This is a genomic window from Novosphingobium sp. HR1a, from assembly GCF_015594425.1.
Classification (GTDB): domain Bacteria; phylum Pseudomonadota; class Alphaproteobacteria; order Sphingomonadales; family Sphingomonadaceae; genus Novosphingobium; species Novosphingobium resinovorum_A.
Genome location: NZ_JABXWS010000023.1, coordinates 121,019 through 138,684, shown reverse-complemented (window position 1 = coordinate 138,684; position 17,666 = coordinate 121,019). Strand labels below are relative to the sequence as shown.

Sequence of the window (17,666 nt, the reverse complement as noted above, 5' to 3'; positions counted from 1 at the left end):
GTTTTTATGACTAGCCTTTTGCCCAGCGGTAACCGGAGCCCACCTGATGATAGAACCGCAGCTCAAGCGGGAACATCCCTGCGGGAGTGGACTGTGAATTTCGACCTCAGCGAAGACGAGGAAATGCTCAAGGCCCTGACCGAGCGCTTCGTTACCGACCATTACGATCATGACAGCCGCCGCGCCTTCCTGGCCCAGCCTAACGGTTTTTCCAACACCAATTGGGAACTGCTCGGCGAACTCGGGCTGATCGCGGCGCCCTTCCCCGAGGAAATGGGTGGGCTTGGCCTAGACGCCACGGGCATTGCGACGGTCTTCGAGGCGCTTGGGCGCGGCCTGGTGGTCGAACCCCTCGCCGAATCGGTGGTAATGGCGGGACGCCTATTCGCCGCGACCGCCCCGCAATCGCTTCAGGGCGAATGGCTCGACGGATTGCTGAGCGGCAGCAGGCGCCTCGCGCTGGGCCATGCCGAAGCGCGCGCGCGCGATGGCCTGAGTTGGGTGGAAACCACGGCGGTCGCCGAGGGCGACGGGTGGAAGCTGACGGGCGCCAAGCCCTACTGCGTCGCCGGAGGCGGGGCCGACGGTTATATCGTCTCGGCCCGGATTTCGGGCGAACCGGGCGATGCATCGGGAATCTCGCTGTTCCTCGTGCCCGCGGGAAGCCCCGGCGCCTCGACCCATGACTGGCACATGGCGGACGGCAGCGTCGCTTCGTCGCTGGAATTGAGCAGCGTCATCGTCTCTGCCGACCACAAGCTGAGCGACGACGGGCTTGCCGCCATCGCCGCCACCAGCGACCTAGCCGCCCTCGCCCGCAGCGCCGAAGCACTCGGGATCATGGAGCGAATCTTCGCGGAAACCATCGACTACCTGCGCACGCGCGACCAGTTCGGCGCCGCACTGGGCTCTTTCCAGGCGATCCAGCACCGCATGGTCGCCCAGTATGCCGCGATCGAACAGAGCCGCGCACTCCTCAACCTCGCACTCGTATCCTGGGGCAGTGACGAGTTCGCGAATGCCGTTCACGGCGCGCGGGCGTACATCGCCGACGCCTCGGTGACACTGGGGCACGAGATGATCCAGTTCCACGGCGGCATGGGCGTGACCGACGAACTAGCCATCGGCGGCGGGCACAAGCGCCTGCTGGTGCTGTCGCGCTGGCCGGAAGGGCCGCTGGCCGCGCTCGACCGCTATGCCGGGCTGCTGAACTGACCGTAACCACAACCTGACGAAAGGGGCGGCACCGGCAACGGCGTCGCCCCTTCTTTGTTCATGCCTTCATCCCACTGCGAGGCGGACGGGCTTTTCCATTTCCAGCCGGTTGCGGCCCTTCGCCCTGGCGACGAACAGCGCCATCTCGGCCCGTTCGAGCGTAGAATCGAGGCTGGTTCCGACGCGGGCGACGCTGGCGCTGGCAGTCATCGCGAAGCTGCCGTCGCCGATCGCCTGCTTGAGTTCGGCCAGCGTTGTCACCACGCGGCGGCAGATGCCTTCCGCCTCGGCCGCCGTGACGCGCGGCAGGATCACGGCGAAGCGCTCCGAACCGATCCGGGAAATGATGTCCTCGGTCCGCAGCAGTTCGCGCAGCAGATCGGCGAAGACGGTCAGGACCTCGTCACCCACGCTCTGGCCGTACTGCATGTTGATCGTGCGGAAGAAATCGATGCTGAACAGCGCAAGGCAACCCTCCATACGGGCATCGAGCATGTGTTCCAGCATCGAGATGAACGCGGTGCGGTTGGTGAGACCGGTCAGTGGATCGGTATAAGTCGCCGTGAACAGCCGTTCGCTGAGTGAGCGCAGTTCATCGACGTTGCGCATGACGCCAAGCACGCCGTACGGCGCGCCATCGTGACGCAGCAGTGCGCGAAGGCGAAGTTCGAACCAGCGCTTGCGATCGTCACGAGTCAGCGCGGGAAACTCTATCCAGTCCAAATCCTCGCCTGCCATCGCGCGGGCATGGGCCTTGGAAATCTGCTGCTTCGCCTCCGGCGCGACAAGGTCGAGGAGATGAGGGCCGACCAGCCCTCCCCCATCGATGCGCGCGGGATCGCGGTGCCCCAGTTCGGCGATGCCGGACGTCGCATGGACGATGAAGCCCTTGGGATCGGTCTTGAGGATCACGTCAGTCGAACTCTCGGCAAGCATCCCGTAGAGGACCGAGCTTTCCTGGAATGTGAAGTTCATGCCCATGCCGACTGCGTCCCGGTGCCTGCCTTGGCCTGTCCCTCAGCGGCCCGTGAGACCGCTTCGAATCCGACCATGGAGATTTGAGTAAAACACTACGCAGATAAAATTAACATCATTAACCATAGATATTTTATTAACCATCAATACAATTTAGTTTTGTTAACTAACTCAATTAATTCTGAGTATTTATTAAATCAACGTTTACCATCTAAAAAGGCAACAGGGAATACAAATTTCCCTGATAGCTAATTGGTTGCATCGATGCGCCAATATTGCACATGCCGCCGCGGATCGATTTTCCAGAAGAGACGATGGCCGCGTCAAAGCTCGATCATGATACGTACCTTGTCGGGCGTCGTTTCCACGGCCGCTGCGATCTGCTCCCGGCAACGGGAGATGAGATCGGTCAACCCGGGCACCGTTCGACTCGGTCGCAGTTCCGCCGCCTCGACGCCGAGCGCCTCGGCGATGGCGTCCAGCCGCTCCTCGATCGGACGGGCGCGGCCCTGCTCCCAAGCCCACACGGTTGGCTTGCTGACACCGAGGCGGTTGGCAAGTTCGCCTTGCGTCAGCCCCCGCAACTTGCGCAGGCGATGCAACCGCTCGCCAAGGCTTTCACCCCCGATCGCCCCCGGCCCTATCGGCGCCGGCGCGGCCCCGAGCCCAAGTTCGGTCTGCACGGCGCTGCGAAGCTGCGCCGCGCGCAAGGTGGCGCTGGGGATCGGCGAATCGAAGGCGCAGCCGTAGAGCTTGCCGCTCGCCCAGATGACACGCGCACGTGCGTGAGACGCCTCGGGCAGGTCGAGTTCGATGATCTCGCCGATCTCGAGGTCGAGCTTGCTTTCCAGCAGGACACCGGTTTCCGAGAAGTTGTGGAGCACGACCTGCGTGTGCTCGCCGGACTCCAGCGCCCCTTGCGTCTCCAGCAAGAGGCGGCGACGCTCCGCACGAGGGCGGCCGCTTGCTTCAGGCGCTTCAAAATGGGCCGCAATGGGCATCAGTCCACCTCCATGTGTGAGGCGAACGTCCACAAGTTAGGTTAAGATTCGGTTAGAGCCGGGACTAATGAAGCACCGAAGTCATGCGTAATTTTCTGTGAACTCCCTTGGAAACGCGGCAATCCGGCCAGCGTAAAGCTCCCCTTAGCCCCCTCAAAGCCATTATGGCTGGCATCCGGCGATCATCGCGCCCATTTGCGCCACACCATGACCGCGAATCCCTCCAAGATGCCCCGCGTGGGCAAGGTGTACCTTGTGGGTGCAGGCCCCGGCGATCCGGATCTGCTGACCCTACGTGCCGCACGCCTGCTGATGAGCGCATCGCTGGTGGTCCACGACGGTCTCGTCGATCCCGCGATCCTGGCGATGGCGCGGCCTACAGCAAAGCTGGTTTCGGTCGCCAAGGCCCGTTCGCGCCACACCATGAAGCAGGAGGATATCAACGCCCTGCTGGTGCGCGAGGCGCTGGCGGGGAACGACGTCGTGCGCCTCAAAGGCGGCGATCCCTTCGTGTTCGGACGCGGCGGCGAAGAGGCCGAGGCCTGCCACGCGTCGGGCGTCCCGGTCGAGGTCGTGCCCGGCATCTCCTCGGCGCTGGGCGCTTCGGCCGCTGCGCAGATCCCGCTCACTCACCGCGACCATGCCTCGATCGTCAGCTTCGTGGCGGGCCAGTGCAAGGGCCTATCCGAGCAGGACTGGTCCGGCCTTGCCGGCAAGGGCCGCACGCTGGTGATCTTCATGGGCATCGCCACGGCCGCGCAGATCTCCGAAAAGCTCATCGCCGATGGCCTCGCGCCCGACGTGCCCGTGGCAATTATCGAGAAGGCCACCCGCTCCGATATGCGTGTCCTGCGCTCTCCGCTGGCCGGTCTTGCGCATCTTGTCGAAAGTCAGAAGGTGCAAAGCCCCGCGCTTATCGTTATCGGCTCGGTCGCCGCCGACCATGACTCGGCGGACAACACCATTCGCGCCCTGGCGCTGGAGGCAATGCAGTGAAGATCCTGACGGGCAACGACCTGAAGAGCGGGGCCGTGGTCTGGTGGACCGGCCATGGCTGGTCGCTCGACGTGAACGACAGCGCCGATGTCGGCGACAACGGGGCTGCGATCATCGCACGGGAAGAAGGCGTGCAGAACGTTTTCGCGGCCTATGTCGTCGATGGCGAGAAGACCGATGAAGGCGTGCGCCCCGCGCACATCAAGGAGCGCATTCGCGCCTTTGGGCCGACCGTGCGCCTCGACCTGACGCTGAAGCCGTCCGACCCCGCCGCTTTGAACTGGGTGATCTGATGTACAAGTACGACGAATACGACCAGCAGATGGTCGATGTGCGGGTCGAGGAATTCCGCGACCAGGTGCGCCGCCGCGTCTCTGGGGAACTGACCGAGGACCAGTTCAAGCCGCTGCGCCTGCAGAACGGCCTGTACCTTCAGCTCCACGCCTACATGCTGCGCGTCGCGGTGCCCTACGGTACGCTGAGCGGCGCTCAGATGCACCTTCTGGGTGACATCGCGGACAAGTACGACCGCGGCTACGGCCACTTCACCACCCGCCAGAACATCCAGTACAACTGGATCAAGCTGGAAGAGACGCCCGACATCCTCGCCGAGCTGGCGAAGGTGGAAATGCACGCGATCCAGACCAGCGGCAACTGCATCCGCAACATCAGCTCGGACCAGTTCGCCGGTGCCGCCGCCGACGAGATCATCGATCCGCGTCCTTATGCGGAACTGCTGCGCCAGTGGTCCAGCTTCCACCCGGAATTCCTGGTACTGCCGCGCAAGTTCAAGATCTGCGTGATCGCCTCCGAGACCGACCGCGCGGCGATGCGCCTGCACGACATCGGCATCAAGATGGTGCGTAATGACGCCGGAGAGATCGGCGCGCAGTTCTATGCCGGTGGCGGCATGGGCCGCACCCCGATGATCGCGCCGCTGATCCGCGACTTCGTGCCGCTAGACCAGCTCATCACCTTCTCCGAAGCGTGCCTGCGCGTTTACAACCGCTACGGTCGCCGCGACAACAAGTACAAGGCGCGCATCAAGATCCTCGTCCACGAACTGGGCCGCGACGAATATGTCCGCCAGGTCGAGGAGGAGTTCGCGCACCTGCTGACCCAGCCGATCGAGCCGCCGCTCGCCGAACTGGAGCGGATCAAGGCACACTTCGTCGATCCCGCCTTCGAGACCGGCCTGTCCAACGATCTGGACCTCTCCGATCCCGACTTCCGCCTCTGGGTGGAGCGCAACACCACCGCGCACAAGGTTCCGGGCTACGTCATCGCGACGATCAGCCTCAAGCCTGTCGGCGGTATCCCCGGCGATGCCTCGGCCGACCAGATCCGCCTGATGGCGAAGCTGGGTACCGAGTATTCGTTCGATGAACTGCGCGTCACCCACGCCCAGAACATCGTGCTTCCGCACGTGAAGAAGGCCGACCTCTACACCGTCTGGCAGGCGCTCGACGAAGCGGGCCTCGCCACTGCCAACCTCGACACCGTGGGCGACATCATCGCCTGCCCCGGCCTCGACTACTGCAGCCTTGCCAACGCCCGTTCAATCCCGGTCGCGCAGAAGATTTCCGAGCGCTTCGGTTCGGCGCAGAAGCAGGCCGAGATCGGGGAGCTGAAGCTCAAGATTTCGGGCTGCATCAACGCCTGCGGCCACCATCACGCGGGCCACATCGGCATCCTCGGCGTCGACAAGAAGGGCCTGGAAAACTACCAGCTCCTGTTCGGCGGCAGCGAGGGCGCGGACACCTCGCTTGCCAAGATCATCGGCCCCGGCTTCACCGAGGACGGCGTGGTCGACGCGATCGAAAAGGCCACCGAAGTCTATCTCGCCAACAAGCAGGGCGAGGAGCGCTTCCTCGACACCTATCGCCGTATCGGCATGGACCCGTTCAAGGAGGCCATCTATGGTTGACGTCCAGTTCCGCTTCCGTGACGACGAGGCCGTCAACGACCCTGCCGTCACCGTGGATGCGTTCTCCGAACAGTCGAACGCCACCGCCGTGCGCATCGAGCCGGGCGAGGACGCCCGCGCGCTGCTGCCCTACCTCGACCGGATCGCGCTGGTGGAAGTCAACTTCCCGGCGTGGACCGACGGGCGCGGCTACTCCGCCGCCCGCATTCTGCGTGAAGCCGGTTATGCCGGCGAGCTGCGCGGCGTGGGCGATCTTGTGATCGACATGCTGCACCACATGCGCCGCTGCGGCTTCGATGCCTTCGCGCCCGACAAGGCGCTCAATACCACCGATGCGAAGAACGCCTTCGAGCGGTGGGACAACGTATACCAGGCCACCGCGATCGACGGCAGGCAGGCCATCTGGGCCAAGCGCCACCCGGCGTAAGCCCCGAAGGGCCAGAAGGGATATCCCTATGTTCCGTACCGAAGCTGAAAACGAAGACCGTATCAGGGACCGCATCGACACTTCCGCCCGGTTCACCGAGGCCGATGCGGTGCGTCTCAACCGCCTGTTCCGCGGCACCGACACGAGCGAGATGCTCGAGACGCTGCTGAAGGAGCGAATGGCGGGCGATGTGGGAATCGTTTCCAGCTTCGGCGCGGAAAGCGCGGTGCTGCTCCACCTCGTCGCGAGCGTGGACCCCAGCGTGCCGGTGCTGTTCCTCGAAACGGGCAAGCACTTCCCCGAGACGCTGGCCTATCGCGACACCCTGATCGCGCGCCTCGGCCTGACCAACCTGATCAACCTCGTCCCCGATGAGGCGGAAATCGCCAAGAAGGACGAGAACGGGTTGCGCTGGTCGTGGGACCCCGACGGCTGCTGCGAGATCCGCAAGGTCAAGCCGCTCGCCAAGGCGCTGGCGCATTACGACGCCTCGTTCACCGGCCGCAAGTCGTTCCAGAACTCGACCCGCTCGCACCTGCCGCGCTTCGAGATCGACACGACCGATGCGCAAGGGCGCCTGAAGATCAACCCGCTGATCGACTGGTCGGCCGAGCGTCTGGCCGCCTACATCGCCGAGCATGAACTGCCCGCGCACCCGCTGGTGGCCGAAGGCTATCCCTCGATCGGCTGCATGCCCTGCACCAGCAAGGTCGCGCCGGGCGAAGACCCGCGCTCGGGTCGCTGGAAGGGCTGGGACAAGACCGAATGCGGCATCCACGTCCCCGGCAGCGAGGACAAGAGCGGCCCGGCCAGCGAACTGCCGCCGGGCTTCGATCCGGTGTTCTGAGGCGGCCGGGGTTGGCGTCGAAGCCCACCCCGTCCGGCTAGTTCGCTTCGCTCCCAAGCCTCCCGGCCCTCCCGCACACGGGAGGGCTGACGCGCCTTCCTCCTCCCGCTTGCGGGAGGGGCAGCGAGACTTGGGCCGAAGGCCTTAGTCGCAGCGGGGTGGGTAACAACGCCCCACCAACCGTCTCACCGCTGCTTCTTGGTGATCGCCGCGTTGAAATCGGGATCCTTCTTCGCCACCCAGTCTACGAATTTGCGGATGTTCGGGTAAATCAACAGCGCCTCCACGTCCGTACCGAAGCGCTGGAGTTCGGAGTTCGTGAAGTTCGCGATGACCGTCTGCTGGCAGATCGGATGCATCGGCACGACGTCGCGCCCGCCGCGGCTCTTGGGCACCGGGTGATGCCACACGATGGTCTCGCCCGTGGGGCGGCCGCAAAGCCAGCACGGCACGGCCTCGGCCGGAGCTTCTTCCTCCTCCCGATGAAGGTCTTCGTAGGGTCCGTGCTTCGAATATTTCCGGGCCATGGGTCTGCCTGAATTGCCTGAAATCGCAAAGGCCACTACAGTGCCGGAGCAGTCCCGGCAAACGTCCGAATGCGGCCCCTGCAACCTGCGATGCAGCTTATTCACCGCAATGTTGCGGAATTTGCACCGCCAGGCGACTAGCCTCACCGCGCCTTTGTTTCTATGTTGCAACGCAACATGACTCAGCCCCCTTCCGCCTCCACCCGCGCGACCCACCCCGCGCTCGTCATCCTTGCGCTTGCGATGGGTGCATTCGCCATCGGCACCACCGAGTTCGCGGCGATGAGCCTCGTACCCTTTTTCGCCCGCGATCTCGGCCTGACCGAGCCACAGGCCGGTCACGCGATCAGTGCCTATGCGCTGGGCGTGGTGGTCGGCGCACCGGTCATCGCCGTGCTCGCCGCCAAGATCGAGCGCCGCCGCCTTCTGATCGGCCTGATGGCGCTGTTCGCCATCGGCAATGGCATCTCGGCCATGGCCAAGACGTATGACTTGCTGCTACTGTGCCGTTTCGTCAGCGGCCTGCCGCATGGCGCGTACTTTGGCATTGCCGCCCTCGTCGCCGCGTCGATGGTGCCCGCGAACAAGCGCGCGCAGTCGGTCGCCATGGTCATGTCGGGCCTGACGGTGGCGACCATCATCGGCGTGCCTGCAGCCAACTGGCTGGGGCAGGCGATCGGCTGGCGCAGCGGCTTCGCGGTCGTTTCCGGTCTCGCGATCCTGACGATGGCTCTGGTCGCGCTCTACGCCCCGCACCAGCCCGCCGACGAGAGCGCGAGCCCCTTGCGCGAACTCGGCGCGCTTCGCCGTCCGCAAGTGCTGCTGACCCTGCTCACCGGCGCGATCGGCTTCGGCGGACTGTTCTGCGTCTACACTTACGTCGCCTCGACCATGATCGAGGTCACGCACGTTTCGGAAAAGCTCGTCCCCGCCGTACTGGCGATCTTCGGCGTCGGCATGACAGTGGGCAACCTGTTCTGGGCCTGGGTCGCCGACCGGGCGCAGACCAAGGCTGCCATCTGCGCCCTGCTGTTCAGCGCTGTGTCGCTTGCACTGTTCTCGCTGATGGCGGGCAATATCTGGACCCTGTGCATCGTAGTGCTGCTGATCGGCTTCAGCGGCGGGCTCGGCACGATCCTGCAGACGCGCCTGATGGACGTGGCGGGCGATGCGCAGGCGCTAGCGGCCGCCGCGCACCACAGCGCTTTCAATACGGCTAACGCCATTGGCCCGTGGCTGGGCGGCATGGCCATCTCGGCCGGTCTTGGACTGACCTCGACCGGCTGGATCGGCGCCTGCCTGGCGCTGGGCGGTCTTGCGGTATTCCTGGTCACCATCTCGCTGCACAAGCGCGAAACGCTGGAGCCCTGCCCCGCTTAACGGTCAGCCCCCCTGAAACTCAGGCCTCCAGCTTGCGCTCAAGATGCATGTGGACGGCATCCGCCGTGGTATCGAGTTCGGACACGAAGTAGTTCTCGACCGGGATGTCGTCCTCGAACAGCGCGGCGCCGTTACCCAGCGTGCGCGACATCATCCGCAGCCAGATTTCATCTGCATGGCCGGAACGTAGAGCGGCATTGACCGCACCGGCCTCTCCAACAACGAGAACCGCGCTGTCGCCCGCTGCATCCTGCGCGGCGGCGAAAGCTTCGGCATAAGTGGGGACGAAATGAAACTCCCCGAGCAAGGGAATTGCCAAGGGCGCATCAGTCACAACGAAGACTGGGGTTTTTCCTGAATAGGCATCCGCGATCCATCCGGTATCCTCGGACAGTTCGAAGGACCGGCGGCTCATGACCACCGCGCCGCAGACTTTGTCCAGTCTGCCGGACAAGCCAGAACCATGCAGTTCGGAGGTGCAAAACACGCTCCGTCCGCGAGCATCAGCCCAGAAGCCATCAAGGCTCGAGGCGGCATCGACGATCAGTCTGCCCATATGTCCTACTCCCGCCTGCATTGTAATACAACGCGGTGTGGTCGCAACGAGACTAATCTCAGTCTTTGGTACAGGTTTCGCGGATTCCGGCGGATTGTTGCCCGTTTACGACAGCACGAGCCCCACCGCCGAAATGCGGCGGGGCATTACGTGTTTTCACAATAGTTTGCCGACCGAATCAGCCAATCATCATGAGGCTGGCGTTGCCTCCGGCAGCCGTGGTGTTGATGGAAGTGGATACTTCCTCCAGCAGCCACGCCCCGTTTGGTCCAGTGTCATGCCCGGTCCAGACGTGGACCGGCACGATCGGCCCCGGCAGTTTCGCCGCCGAGTCGCACGCCCCGCGCACCGCCTGAACGTCCCCTTCGACGAGGCACGCAGCGAAGAACTCGCCCGGATTGGCATGGAAGCGCGCGGCGATCTTCGCAGGCAGACCTTCAGGCAAGTCCATGCCTTCCACCGTCGCAGTGTTGCCTGTCGCCAGAACCGCCGCCATCTGGCCCAGCAGACCTTCGCGGGTGGCCGGTCGCAGGAGAATGCGGCCGCGCGGGTGGAGCGCATAGAGGTTACGCTCGCCGACCGGGCCGGGAAGCACGGCCTCGAAGCCCAGCGCCGAAGAGCGGCCGAGGTCACGCGCGCGACCGGCGGCAGAGGGCTCGCCATGCTTGTCCAGCCAGTCCGCAAAAACCGTCAGCAACATGGGCGCTTCTTCGGGTGGCGTCAGGACCTGCGGAGCCTGCCGGGTGAGCCTGCCTAGGTAGAGCGGCCCGCCCGCCTTCGGCCCGGTGCCGGAGAGACCGCACCCGCCGAAGGGCTGCACGCCGACGATGGCGCCGATGGTGTTGCGGTTGACGTAGAGGTTGCCCGCGCGGATCGCGCCGGTCACGCGCGCCATCGTCTCGTCGAGGCGCGTGTGGAGACCGAAGGTCAGGCCGTAGCCGGTCGCGTTGATGCTTTCGACCAGTTTGCCGAGATCATCGCGGCGGAAGCGCACGACGTGCAGGACCGGGCCGAAAACCTCGCACTCAAGCTGGTCGATCCCGGTGATCTCGATGATCGTAGGGGCTACGAAAGTGCCGTTTTCCGCGCCCTTCCCCAATGCAACCTGTTCGACGCGGCAGCCCTTGGCGCGCATCTTTTCCACGTGGCGTTCGATGTTGGCCTGGGCCTCGGCGGTGATGACCGGGCCGATGTCGATGGCGAGGCGGTCCGGGTTGCCCACCTTCAGTTCGGCCAACGCGCCCCGCAGCATCGCCAGTGTCCGGTCGGCAACGTCTTCCTGCAGACACAGCACCCGCAGTGCGGAGCAGCGCTGGCCCGCGCTGTCGAAGGCCGAGGCGATGACGTCGGCCACCACCTGCTCGGCCAGCGCGGAGCTGTCGACGATCATCGCATTCTGGCCGCCGGTCTCGGCAATCAGCGGAATTGGGCGGTTTTCCGGCGAAAGTCGGGTCGCCAACTGGCGCTGGATCAGGCGCGCGACTTCGGTGGAGCCGGTGAACATCACCGCCGCCGTCCCGGGTGCGGCGACCAGCGCGGCGCCGAGATCTCCGCCGCCCGGCATGAACTGCAGCGCGTCGGCGGGGACGCCCGCTTCGTGGAGGATGCGTACGGATTCCGCGGCGATCAGCGGGGTTTCCTCGGCCGGCTTGGCGAGGACCGGGTTGCCCGCGACCAGCGCCGCCGCGATCTGGCCGGTGAAAATGGCCAGCGGAAAGTTCCACGGCGAGATGCACACGGCGGCACCCAAAGGTGCCTTAACGGCACCTAAGGTATCCTTGGCCGCTTTGGCGTAGTACCGCAGGAAGTCGATCGCCTCGCGCACTTCGGCAATCGCATTGGGTGCGGATTTTCCCGCCTCGCGCATGGCCAGCCCCATGAGCACGGGCATGCGATCCTGCATCGCATCTGCCGCGCGTTCGAGCATGGCGGCGCGCTGATCGACCGGGACCATGCTCCAGTTCGAGGCGGCAGCGCGGGCGATCGCAGCGGCCGCCTCGCTGGGCGCGAGTTCGATCACGGTGCCGACCACGTCGCGATGGTCGGCCGGGTTGCGGACCGGACGGCCCTCTCCCTTCGCGCCTTCCGGTGCCGCGGTCCATTGCGCCGTTGCCGAAGCTGCCAGCGCCGTCGCCAGAGCTTCGAGGGCGATCTCATCGGTCAGGTCGATGCCGTCGGAGTTGCGGCGGTCCGGATAGAGGCCGCAAGGCGCGGCAATCAGATCATGGCGCGCACCGGGGCGAGGCATGGCGCGCACGACTTCGACCGGGTCCGCGACCATGGATTCCACCGGCACCGCAGGATCGGCGATGCGGTTGACGAACGAGGAGTTCGCGCCGTTCTCCAGCAGGCGCCGCACGAGGTAGGCGAGCAGCGTCTCATGCGTGCCGACCGGCGCGTAGATGCGGCAGGGGCGGTTCAGCTTGTCGGCCCCGACGACCTGCGAATAGAGCGGCTCGCCCATGCCGTGGAGGCACTGGAATTCGTACTGGCCGACAGCGAAGTCCGGGCCTGCGAGCCGATAGATCGTCGCCAGCGACTGCGCGTTGTGCGTTGCAAACTGCGGAAACACCGCGTCGGGCGCGGCGAGCAGCTTGCGGGCACAGGCGACGTAGGACACGTCGGTATGGACCTTGCGGGTATAGACCGGGAAGTCGGCAAGGCCGTCCACTTGCGCGCGCTTGATCTCGGCGTCCCAGTAGGCGCCCTTGACCAGCCGCACCATGATCCGGCGACCGGCGCGGCGGGCAAGATCGACGATCCAGTCGATCACGAAGGGGCAGCGCTTGCCATAAGCCTGAATCACGAAGCCCAGGCCGTCCCAGCCCGCCAGCTCCGGATCGAGCGCAAGGCTTTCCAGCAGGTCGAGCGAGAGTTCGAGGCGGTCGGCTTCCTCGGCATCGATGTTGAAGCCGATGTCGTAGCTCTTGGCCATCAGCGCCAGCGCCTTCACGTCGGGCAGCAGTTCGCCCATCACGCGTGCCGCCTGCGCGCGGGCATAGCGCGGATGCAGCGCCGAGAGCTTGATCGAGATGCCGGGGCCCTCGTAGATGCCCTTGCCCGCAGACGCCTTGCCGATGGCATGGATCGCGTTCTCGTAGTCGGCATAGTAGCGACGTGCATCGGCGGCGGTCGTGGCCGCCTCGCCCAGCATGTCGTAGCTGTAGCGGAAGCCCTTCGCTTCCAGTTCCCTCGCGCGCTTGACCGCTTCGTCGATCGTTTCGCCGGTGACGAACTGCTCGCCCATCATGCGCATGGCAAGGTCCACGCCGCGCCGGATCACCGGCTCGCCCGCGCGCGCGACGAGGCGGGTCAGCGCCGCGCCGAGGCCCTTGTCGTCCACCGAGCCGACCAGCTTGCCGGTCACCACCAGTCCCCATGTGGCCGCGTTGACGAACAGCGACTTGCCGCCGCCGAGGTGCCCGCTCCAGTCGCCGTCGGCGATCTTGTCGCGGATGAGCGCGTCGCGGGTGGCGTGGTCGGGAATGCGCAGCAGCGCTTCGGCAAGGCACATCAGCGCCACGCCCTCCTGGCTGGAGAGCGCATATTCCTGCACCAGTCCCTCGACCCCGGTGCCCTTGTGATTGGCACGCAGCGTGGTGACGAGCGCGGTGGCCGTCTCGCGCACCTTGGCCTTCAGGTCCGCATCCAGCGTCGCGGCGCCCAGCAGCGGGGCAAGGCACTCGGCCTCATCCCGGCGGCGCGCATCGGCGATGGCGCGGCGCAGCGGGGTCATCGGGCGAACAGCAGGAGCGAACTGGCCAAAAGGCGAGAGGGCGGGCGTGGTCATGCAAGCGATGCTAGCCGATTCGCGCTTGTCGTTCTGCCTTTTCAACGGCACGGAAATATCCGGTTTGACTTTTTTGACTCCCCATTGAAGGCATATCGCATGGCAAAGAGCTCTCAACCGGTCGAACTGGACGAACTGGACCGCAAGATCATCGCGGTCCTGCGCTCCGATGGCCGGATCACCGTGACCGACCTTGCCAAGGCGGTCGGCATGTCGAAAACTCCGTGCCAGGTACGCTTGCGGCGGCTGACGGAAAGCGGCGTGATCCGGGGGTTTCGCGCGGTGGTCGATCCCGCCAGCCTCGGGCTCGATCACGTCGCCTTCGCCGAAGTGAAGCTGTCCGACACCCGCGAAAGCGCGCTGACCGAGTTCAACCGCGCCGTGCGACGCATTCCCGAAGTGGAGGAATGCCACATGATCGCCAGCAGCTTCGACTACCTGCTCAAGGTGCGCACGGCCGACATCCGCCGCTACCGGGTGGTGCTGGGGGAAAAGATCTCCAGCCTGCCGCACGTCGCCAGCACGTCCACGTTCGTGGCGATGGAGACGGTGAAGGATGCCAGCAGCTGATCGTTATGGCGGTGTGAACGCCGGATGGAACGCCTTGGCGATGACCTGCAACGCCGCCCTGTCGCGCGCCCGGCCGCCGGGCTAGCACCTTGCGCAAACAGACCCCGCCGAGGAGAGAGCATGACCACCGGAACCGTCGTCATCACCGGAGCCGCAGGCGGCATGGGCCGTCCCGCGGCGCAGCGCTTCGCCGCGCAGGGCCGCCCGCTCCTGCTGTGCGACCTCGACCCTGTGAGGCTGGAGGCGCTGGCCGAGGAACTGCGCCCCGCCGCCGGGAAAGTGGACATTCTCGCCGCCGACATCGCCGCCGGGGACTTTCCCGCGCGGATCGTCGCCGCGCTGGGCGGCGCCCCGATCTCGGCGCTGGTCCACACTGCCGGGCTCTCGCCGACAATGAGCGACGGGCCGCGCATCTTCGCGGTCAACTACGACGCCACCGAGCGACTGGTTGCGGGGCTGCTGCCGCACTTCGAGGTGGGGGGCTGCGCGGTGCTGATCTCCTCGGTCTCCGCTTACATGCTGGGCGACCCGGCGCTGTTGGACGCGATCCGCGCGTTCGTGACCACCGGCGAGCGCAGCGGCATCGCCGGTTACATGGACCATCCGGGCATGGCCTATGCGATCTCCAAGCGCGCCGTGATCGGCATCGTCGAGCGCGACGCCCCCGCCTTCGGCGCGAAGGGCCTGCGCATCGCCTCGATCGCACCGGGCTTCATCGCCACACCCATGGGCAATGCCGAGGCGGAGGCGAACGAACAGCTCCGCGCCATGATCGGCATGGTCCCGCAGCAGCGCATGGGTCAGGGCGACGAAATCGCCTCTGTCGCGGAATTCCTGTGCTCGCCCGCCGCGTCCTACGTCAGCGGCGTGGACATTCGCGTGGATGGGGGGATCATCGGCCTGCTCAATACCAGGGGCAACGCGCAGTGACGGGAGGCTGGGAGCGACATTGCCACGACCGTCGCGTACCTCAAGGACCGGCAGGACGTGGAAGCCGAAGGAAGAGGGGTTGCGGTGGTAGAGCCCACCCCCAGCCCCTCCCGCGAGCGGGAGGGGAGCGAGACTTGGCAGCTTGCTGCCTAGTCGCAACGGGGTGGGCCTAGCCCTTCACCCGAAATCCGTCTCCCGCTCCACGACCGTGGCGATGCGGAAGGAGGCGCGGTCGAACAGGTTCTTCTCGTCCTCGACGATGTCGTCCGGCATCAGGCTGGTGGTGATGTAGGCCAGCGTCGCGCGGTAGATGGCCTCATCCGCGAACCACAGTTCGGTGATCACGTCCGGGCCATCGATGAACGCGCCGGTTTCCGGATGCGGCTGCGGATCGACGTAACGGCGGATATAGCGTGTCACCCCGCGAGAATATTTCGCGGCCAGCGGCGCATGGCGCGTCTCGTAATAGTCGCGGAATGCCTCGACCGAAATGTCCGGCCGACGCTTCATGAACAGCAGGATCTTGTGCATCCGGGTCCGATAGCACGGCCCTTGACCCGGCGCGCGCCGCCCCCGCGATCACTCCTTGTCGAGGTACTTCACTTCGAGGAACCGTCCGCGCGTGGCCAGCGCATCGACGTCATTGCGGGACAAATCCTCGCTCATCGCCTCGATCTGGTCGGCGATCACGCACAGGCCGTCGACCAGCTGCTCAGACGGAGAGGTGCCGCCAGAGCCGGTCTTCCCACGTAGCTGCGCGGGGATGCGGGTGTAGCTGTTGACCATCTCAGGCAAGTGCTCGGTCAGCAGCTTGCGAACCTCGCGCGCCGCGGGACCGCGTTCGTCGAGCATCGCCAGCTGCGGGGCCAGCTGTTCGAGGCGCACGCCGATCATGTCCACCGCATCGACGGCGGCGGTCGGCAGCGCCTTGCGCTTGCCTTCCAGCCATAGCTCGGTGGAACCCGCCAGTTCCGGCAGGCTGGCGGCGTTCAAATCCTCGACATGCGTGCGCGGGGTGGCCGGGAAGATCGACAGCACCACGAAGACCGCCACTCCCAGCAGGAACGTCAGCAGCCCGGCGGTGAACGACACCCCGCCCAGCACCAGGGCCGCGACCAGCCCGGCGATGTAGATGCCCGCCATCGCCAGGAATGCCCGGCGCAACCGGCGCATGCGAAAGCGCCACTGCTCCTTGCGCGCGTTGTAGATGCGCGCGGCCCGCTGGCGCCGCGCGGCGCGCACGATGTCCTGCGATACGCGCTGCGAGGTCTTGGCTGGAAGCTGAGCCATCGTCGGTTAGTCCAGAGCCTCCAGCAAAGTCTTCGCGGCGGCATCGTCGCCCGCCGCCAGACCTTCGGACTGCCCTTGCGCGCGGGCGATGTAGGCCTTGGACTTGCTGATCTCGCCCTCCAGCGAGGTCACCGTCTGCTTCATCGAATCGAGCGCCTTCAGCTTGAAAGTGTCGATCGAATCCATCGTGTCGTAGATGTTCTGGAAGGCGCGGCTGAGCGTCTCCAAGGGAATCGTCGAGTTCGCCGCCTGCTCGTGGATGCGCGCGGTGTTGTCCTTGAGCATCTGGCCGGTGCCGTCGATGATGTTCGCGGTCGTCGTGTTGAGCGCGGTGATCTGGTCGAGCACCAGCTTCTGGTTCGCCATCGCCTGCGCCACCGTCACCGCCGTGCGCAGCGCGCCGACCGTGGTGGTCGAAGCGCGGTCCACGCCCTTCACCAGTTCGACGTTGTTCTTCTTCACCAGATCCAGCGCCAGATAGCCCTGCACCGAGACGGCCATCTGCGTCATCAGGTCCTGCGTACGCTGGCGCACGTAGAACAGAGCCGATTCGCGCACCGCCTTCGCCTTGGCCGGGTCGGTGTGGTCGAGGTCGTTGGCCTTGTCCTCCAGCGCTTGGTCCAGCGTGCGCGCCATGTAGATCATCTGTTCGAGCTTGCCCATGGCGGCCCACAGGTTCTGGCGCTCGACGTCGATGGCGGCGTTGTCCATCAGCAGTTCGTCCTTGCCGCCCTGCAGGCGGGCGAGGATCGCGCTGATATGACCCTGCGCGCTCTGGTAGCCGTCGAAGTAGTTCTTCAGCTTGTTGCCGAAGGGGATCACCCCGAAGATCTTGCGCGGCTCCAGCAGCTTGCCCTTGCGGCTGGGGTCGAGGTCCTCGACCGTGCGGCGCAGTTCGGCAAGATCGGCACCCACGCCCGCATCCTTGTCCATCGCCCGCACCGGGCGATCGAGGAAGCGGTTGGAATGGCTGGAGGCGTCGGAAATTTCCTTGCGCCCCATGTTGGTGATCTGGTCCACCTTGCGCCCGAAATCGGGCGAGGCGGCGTCCTGCGAGACGAGGTCGTCGACGAACTCGTCCACGCGCACCTGCAGCTTGGACTTCGCCTCGTCCCCGATGGCCACGAGACCCGCCGCACGCTCAGGCGCGACGGTCGGCACCGGATCGGGGGGAGTGAGCTTGAGTTCGCCAGCAGTTTCAGTGGCCGTAGCCATGTGTAGTCCTCGTGAAAAAC

At 65.5% G+C, this 17,666-nt stretch carries 17 protein-coding genes; 9 read left to right on the top strand and 8 right to left on the bottom strand.

Annotated features, from left to right (window positions below; genetic code table 11):
• The first annotated feature begins 93 nt into the window (after positions 1–93).
• A complete protein-coding gene (locus tag HWN72_RS04320; RefSeq protein WP_211149937.1) occupies positions 94–1,215 on the top strand; it encodes an acyl-CoA dehydrogenase family protein in 1,122 nt (373 codons plus the stop codon).
• A gap of 66 nt (positions 1,216–1,281) precedes the next feature.
• Here HWN72_RS04320 and HWN72_RS04315 read toward each other — a convergent pair whose 3' ends face one another.
• Complete coding sequence (locus tag HWN72_RS04315; protein ID WP_231958113.1) at positions 1,282–2,190, bottom strand: GGDEF domain-containing protein; 909 nt, start codon at positions 2,188–2,190, stop codon at positions 1,282–1,284.
• A 323-nt stretch (positions 2,191–2,513) separates the two neighbouring features.
• The gene (locus HWN72_RS04310; RefSeq protein WP_008829547.1) at positions 2,514–3,191 is read right to left on the bottom strand and encodes a helix-turn-helix domain-containing protein; all 678 of its coding nucleotides are present in this window, start codon (positions 3,189–3,191) and stop codon (positions 2,514–2,516) included.
• A 207-nt stretch (positions 3,192–3,398) separates the two neighbouring features.
• Between HWN72_RS04310 and cobA the strand changes: the two genes are divergently transcribed.
• The 5 genes from cobA to HWN72_RS04285 are packed head-to-tail and all read left to right on the top strand — an operon-like array spanning position 3,399 to position 7,388.
• Entirely contained in the window at positions 3,399–4,187 is a 789-nt protein-coding gene (gene cobA, locus HWN72_RS04305; RefSeq protein ID WP_008829548.1) for a uroporphyrinogen-III C-methyltransferase, read from the top strand.
• Entirely contained in the window at positions 4,184–4,480 is a 297-nt protein-coding gene (locus tag HWN72_RS04300) for a DUF2849 domain-containing protein (protein WP_069707433.1), read from the top strand. Before cobA ends, HWN72_RS04300 begins: the two co-directional genes overlap by 4 nt.
• Entirely contained in the window at positions 4,480–6,114 is a 1,635-nt protein-coding gene (locus HWN72_RS04295; protein ID WP_069707432.1) for a nitrite/sulfite reductase, read from the top strand. The genes HWN72_RS04300 and HWN72_RS04295 overlap by 1 nt, the downstream gene beginning before the upstream one ends.
• On the top strand, positions 6,107–6,541 hold the full coding sequence (locus HWN72_RS04290) for a DUF934 domain-containing protein (RefSeq protein ID WP_008829551.1): 435 nt from the start codon (positions 6,107–6,109) through the stop codon (positions 6,539–6,541). The genes HWN72_RS04295 and HWN72_RS04290 overlap by 8 nt, the downstream gene beginning before the upstream one ends.
• Before the next feature lie 28 nt (positions 6,542–6,569).
• Complete coding sequence (locus HWN72_RS04285) at positions 6,570–7,388, top strand: phosphoadenylyl-sulfate reductase (RefSeq protein ID WP_036522514.1); 819 nt, start codon at positions 6,570–6,572, stop codon at positions 7,386–7,388.
• A gap of 185 nt (positions 7,389–7,573) precedes the next feature.
• Here the strand turns inward: HWN72_RS04285 and HWN72_RS04280 are convergent, their stop codons facing one another.
• On the bottom strand, positions 7,574–7,915 hold the full coding sequence (locus HWN72_RS04280; protein WP_008829553.1) for a hypothetical protein: 342 nt from the start codon (positions 7,913–7,915) through the stop codon (positions 7,574–7,576).
• 177 nt (positions 7,916–8,092) lie between these two features.
• Here HWN72_RS04280 and HWN72_RS04275 point away from each other — a divergent pair, with 177 nt between their 5' ends.
• A complete protein-coding gene (locus HWN72_RS04275; protein WP_051586694.1) occupies positions 8,093–9,295 on the top strand; it encodes an MFS transporter in 1,203 nt (400 codons plus the stop codon).
• A 19-nt stretch (positions 9,296–9,314) separates the two neighbouring features.
• Here the strand turns inward: HWN72_RS04275 and HWN72_RS04270 are convergent, their stop codons facing one another.
• Together HWN72_RS04270 and putA are read right to left on the bottom strand one after the other, a co-directional pair.
• Positions 9,315–9,851 (bottom strand): dihydrofolate reductase family protein, encoded by a 537-nt coding sequence (locus tag HWN72_RS04270; protein ID WP_069707429.1) that lies wholly within the window; start codon positions 9,849–9,851, stop codon positions 9,315–9,317.
• Between the two features lie 178 nt (positions 9,852–10,029).
• Positions 10,030–13,641 (bottom strand): trifunctional transcriptional regulator/proline dehydrogenase/L-glutamate gamma-semialdehyde dehydrogenase, encoded by a 3,612-nt coding sequence (gene putA / locus HWN72_RS04265; protein ID WP_069707428.1) that lies wholly within the window; start codon positions 13,639–13,641, stop codon positions 10,030–10,032.
• A 99-nt stretch (positions 13,642–13,740) separates the two neighbouring features.
• Here putA and HWN72_RS04260 point away from each other — a divergent pair, with 99 nt between their 5' ends.
• Together HWN72_RS04260 and HWN72_RS04255 are read left to right on the top strand one after the other, a co-directional pair.
• Positions 13,741–14,211 carry an Lrp/AsnC family transcriptional regulator gene (locus HWN72_RS04260; protein WP_069707427.1) on the top strand — a complete coding sequence of 157 codons (471 nt, stop codon included), beginning with the start codon at positions 13,741–13,743 and terminating at the stop codon, positions 14,209–14,211.
• Between the two features lie 120 nt (positions 14,212–14,331).
• Positions 14,332–15,141, top strand: coding sequence for an SDR family NAD(P)-dependent oxidoreductase (locus HWN72_RS04255; protein WP_036522505.1), 810 nt, complete (start codon positions 14,332–14,334; stop codon positions 15,139–15,141).
• Between the two features lie 177 nt (positions 15,142–15,318).
• Here the strand turns inward: HWN72_RS04255 and HWN72_RS04250 are convergent, their stop codons facing one another.
• Genes HWN72_RS04250 through HWN72_RS04240 form a run of 3 tightly spaced genes read right to left on the bottom strand, consistent with a single transcriptional unit; the run spans position 15,319 to position 17,646 of the window.
• Positions 15,319–15,672 (bottom strand): EthD domain-containing protein, encoded by a 354-nt coding sequence (locus tag HWN72_RS04250; RefSeq protein ID WP_008832218.1) that lies wholly within the window; start codon positions 15,670–15,672, stop codon positions 15,319–15,321.
• Between the two features lie 48 nt (positions 15,673–15,720).
• Positions 15,721–16,431 (bottom strand): hypothetical protein, encoded by a 711-nt coding sequence (locus HWN72_RS04245; protein WP_069707426.1) that lies wholly within the window; start codon positions 16,429–16,431, stop codon positions 15,721–15,723.
• Between the two features lie 6 nt (positions 16,432–16,437).
• Positions 16,438–17,646, bottom strand: coding sequence for a toxic anion resistance protein (locus tag HWN72_RS04240; RefSeq protein ID WP_008832220.1), 1,209 nt, complete (start codon positions 17,644–17,646; stop codon positions 16,438–16,440).
• Positions 17,647–17,666: the final 20 nt, after the last annotated feature.

Coding starts and splice junctions, on each gene's coding strand:
- HWN72_RS04275 (WP_051586694.1), top strand. CDS start 8,093: ATGACTCAGCCCCCTTCCGCCTCCACCCGCGCGACCCACCCCGCGCTC.
- HWN72_RS04315 (WP_231958113.1), bottom strand. CDS start 2,190: ATGAACTTCACATTCCAGGAAAGCTCGGTCCTCTACGGGATGCTTGCC.
- HWN72_RS04290 (WP_008829551.1), top strand. CDS start 6,107: ATGGTTGACGTCCAGTTCCGCTTCCGTGACGACGAGGCCGTCAACGAC.
- HWN72_RS04310 (WP_008829547.1), bottom strand. CDS start 3,191: ATGCCCATTGCGGCCCATTTTGAAGCGCCTGAAGCAAGCGGCCGCCCT.
- putA (WP_069707428.1), bottom strand. CDS start 13,641: ATGACCACGCCCGCCCTCTCGCCTTTTGGCCAGTTCGCTCCTGCTGTT.
- HWN72_RS04255 (WP_036522505.1), top strand. CDS start 14,332: ATGACCACCGGAACCGTCGTCATCACCGGAGCCGCAGGCGGCATGGGC.
- HWN72_RS04240 (WP_008832220.1), bottom strand. CDS start 17,646: ATGGCTACGGCCACTGAAACTGCTGGCGAACTCAAGCTCACTCCCCCC.
- HWN72_RS04250 (WP_008832218.1), bottom strand. CDS start 15,672: ATGCACAAGATCCTGCTGTTCATGAAGCGTCGGCCGGACATTTCGGTC.
- HWN72_RS04260 (WP_069707427.1), top strand. CDS start 13,741: ATGGCAAAGAGCTCTCAACCGGTCGAACTGGACGAACTGGACCGCAAG.
- HWN72_RS04245 (WP_069707426.1), bottom strand. CDS start 16,431: ATGGCTCAGCTTCCAGCCAAGACCTCGCAGCGCGTATCGCAGGACATC.
- HWN72_RS04280 (WP_008829553.1), bottom strand. CDS start 7,915: ATGGCCCGGAAATATTCGAAGCACGGACCCTACGAAGACCTTCATCGG.
- cobA (WP_008829548.1), top strand. CDS start 3,399: ATGACCGCGAATCCCTCCAAGATGCCCCGCGTGGGCAAGGTGTACCTT.
- HWN72_RS04270 (WP_069707429.1), bottom strand. CDS start 9,851: ATGGGCAGACTGATCGTCGATGCCGCCTCGAGCCTTGATGGCTTCTGG.
- HWN72_RS04285 (WP_036522514.1), top strand. CDS start 6,570: ATGTTCCGTACCGAAGCTGAAAACGAAGACCGTATCAGGGACCGCATC.
- HWN72_RS04295 (WP_069707432.1), top strand. CDS start 4,480: ATGTACAAGTACGACGAATACGACCAGCAGATGGTCGATGTGCGGGTC.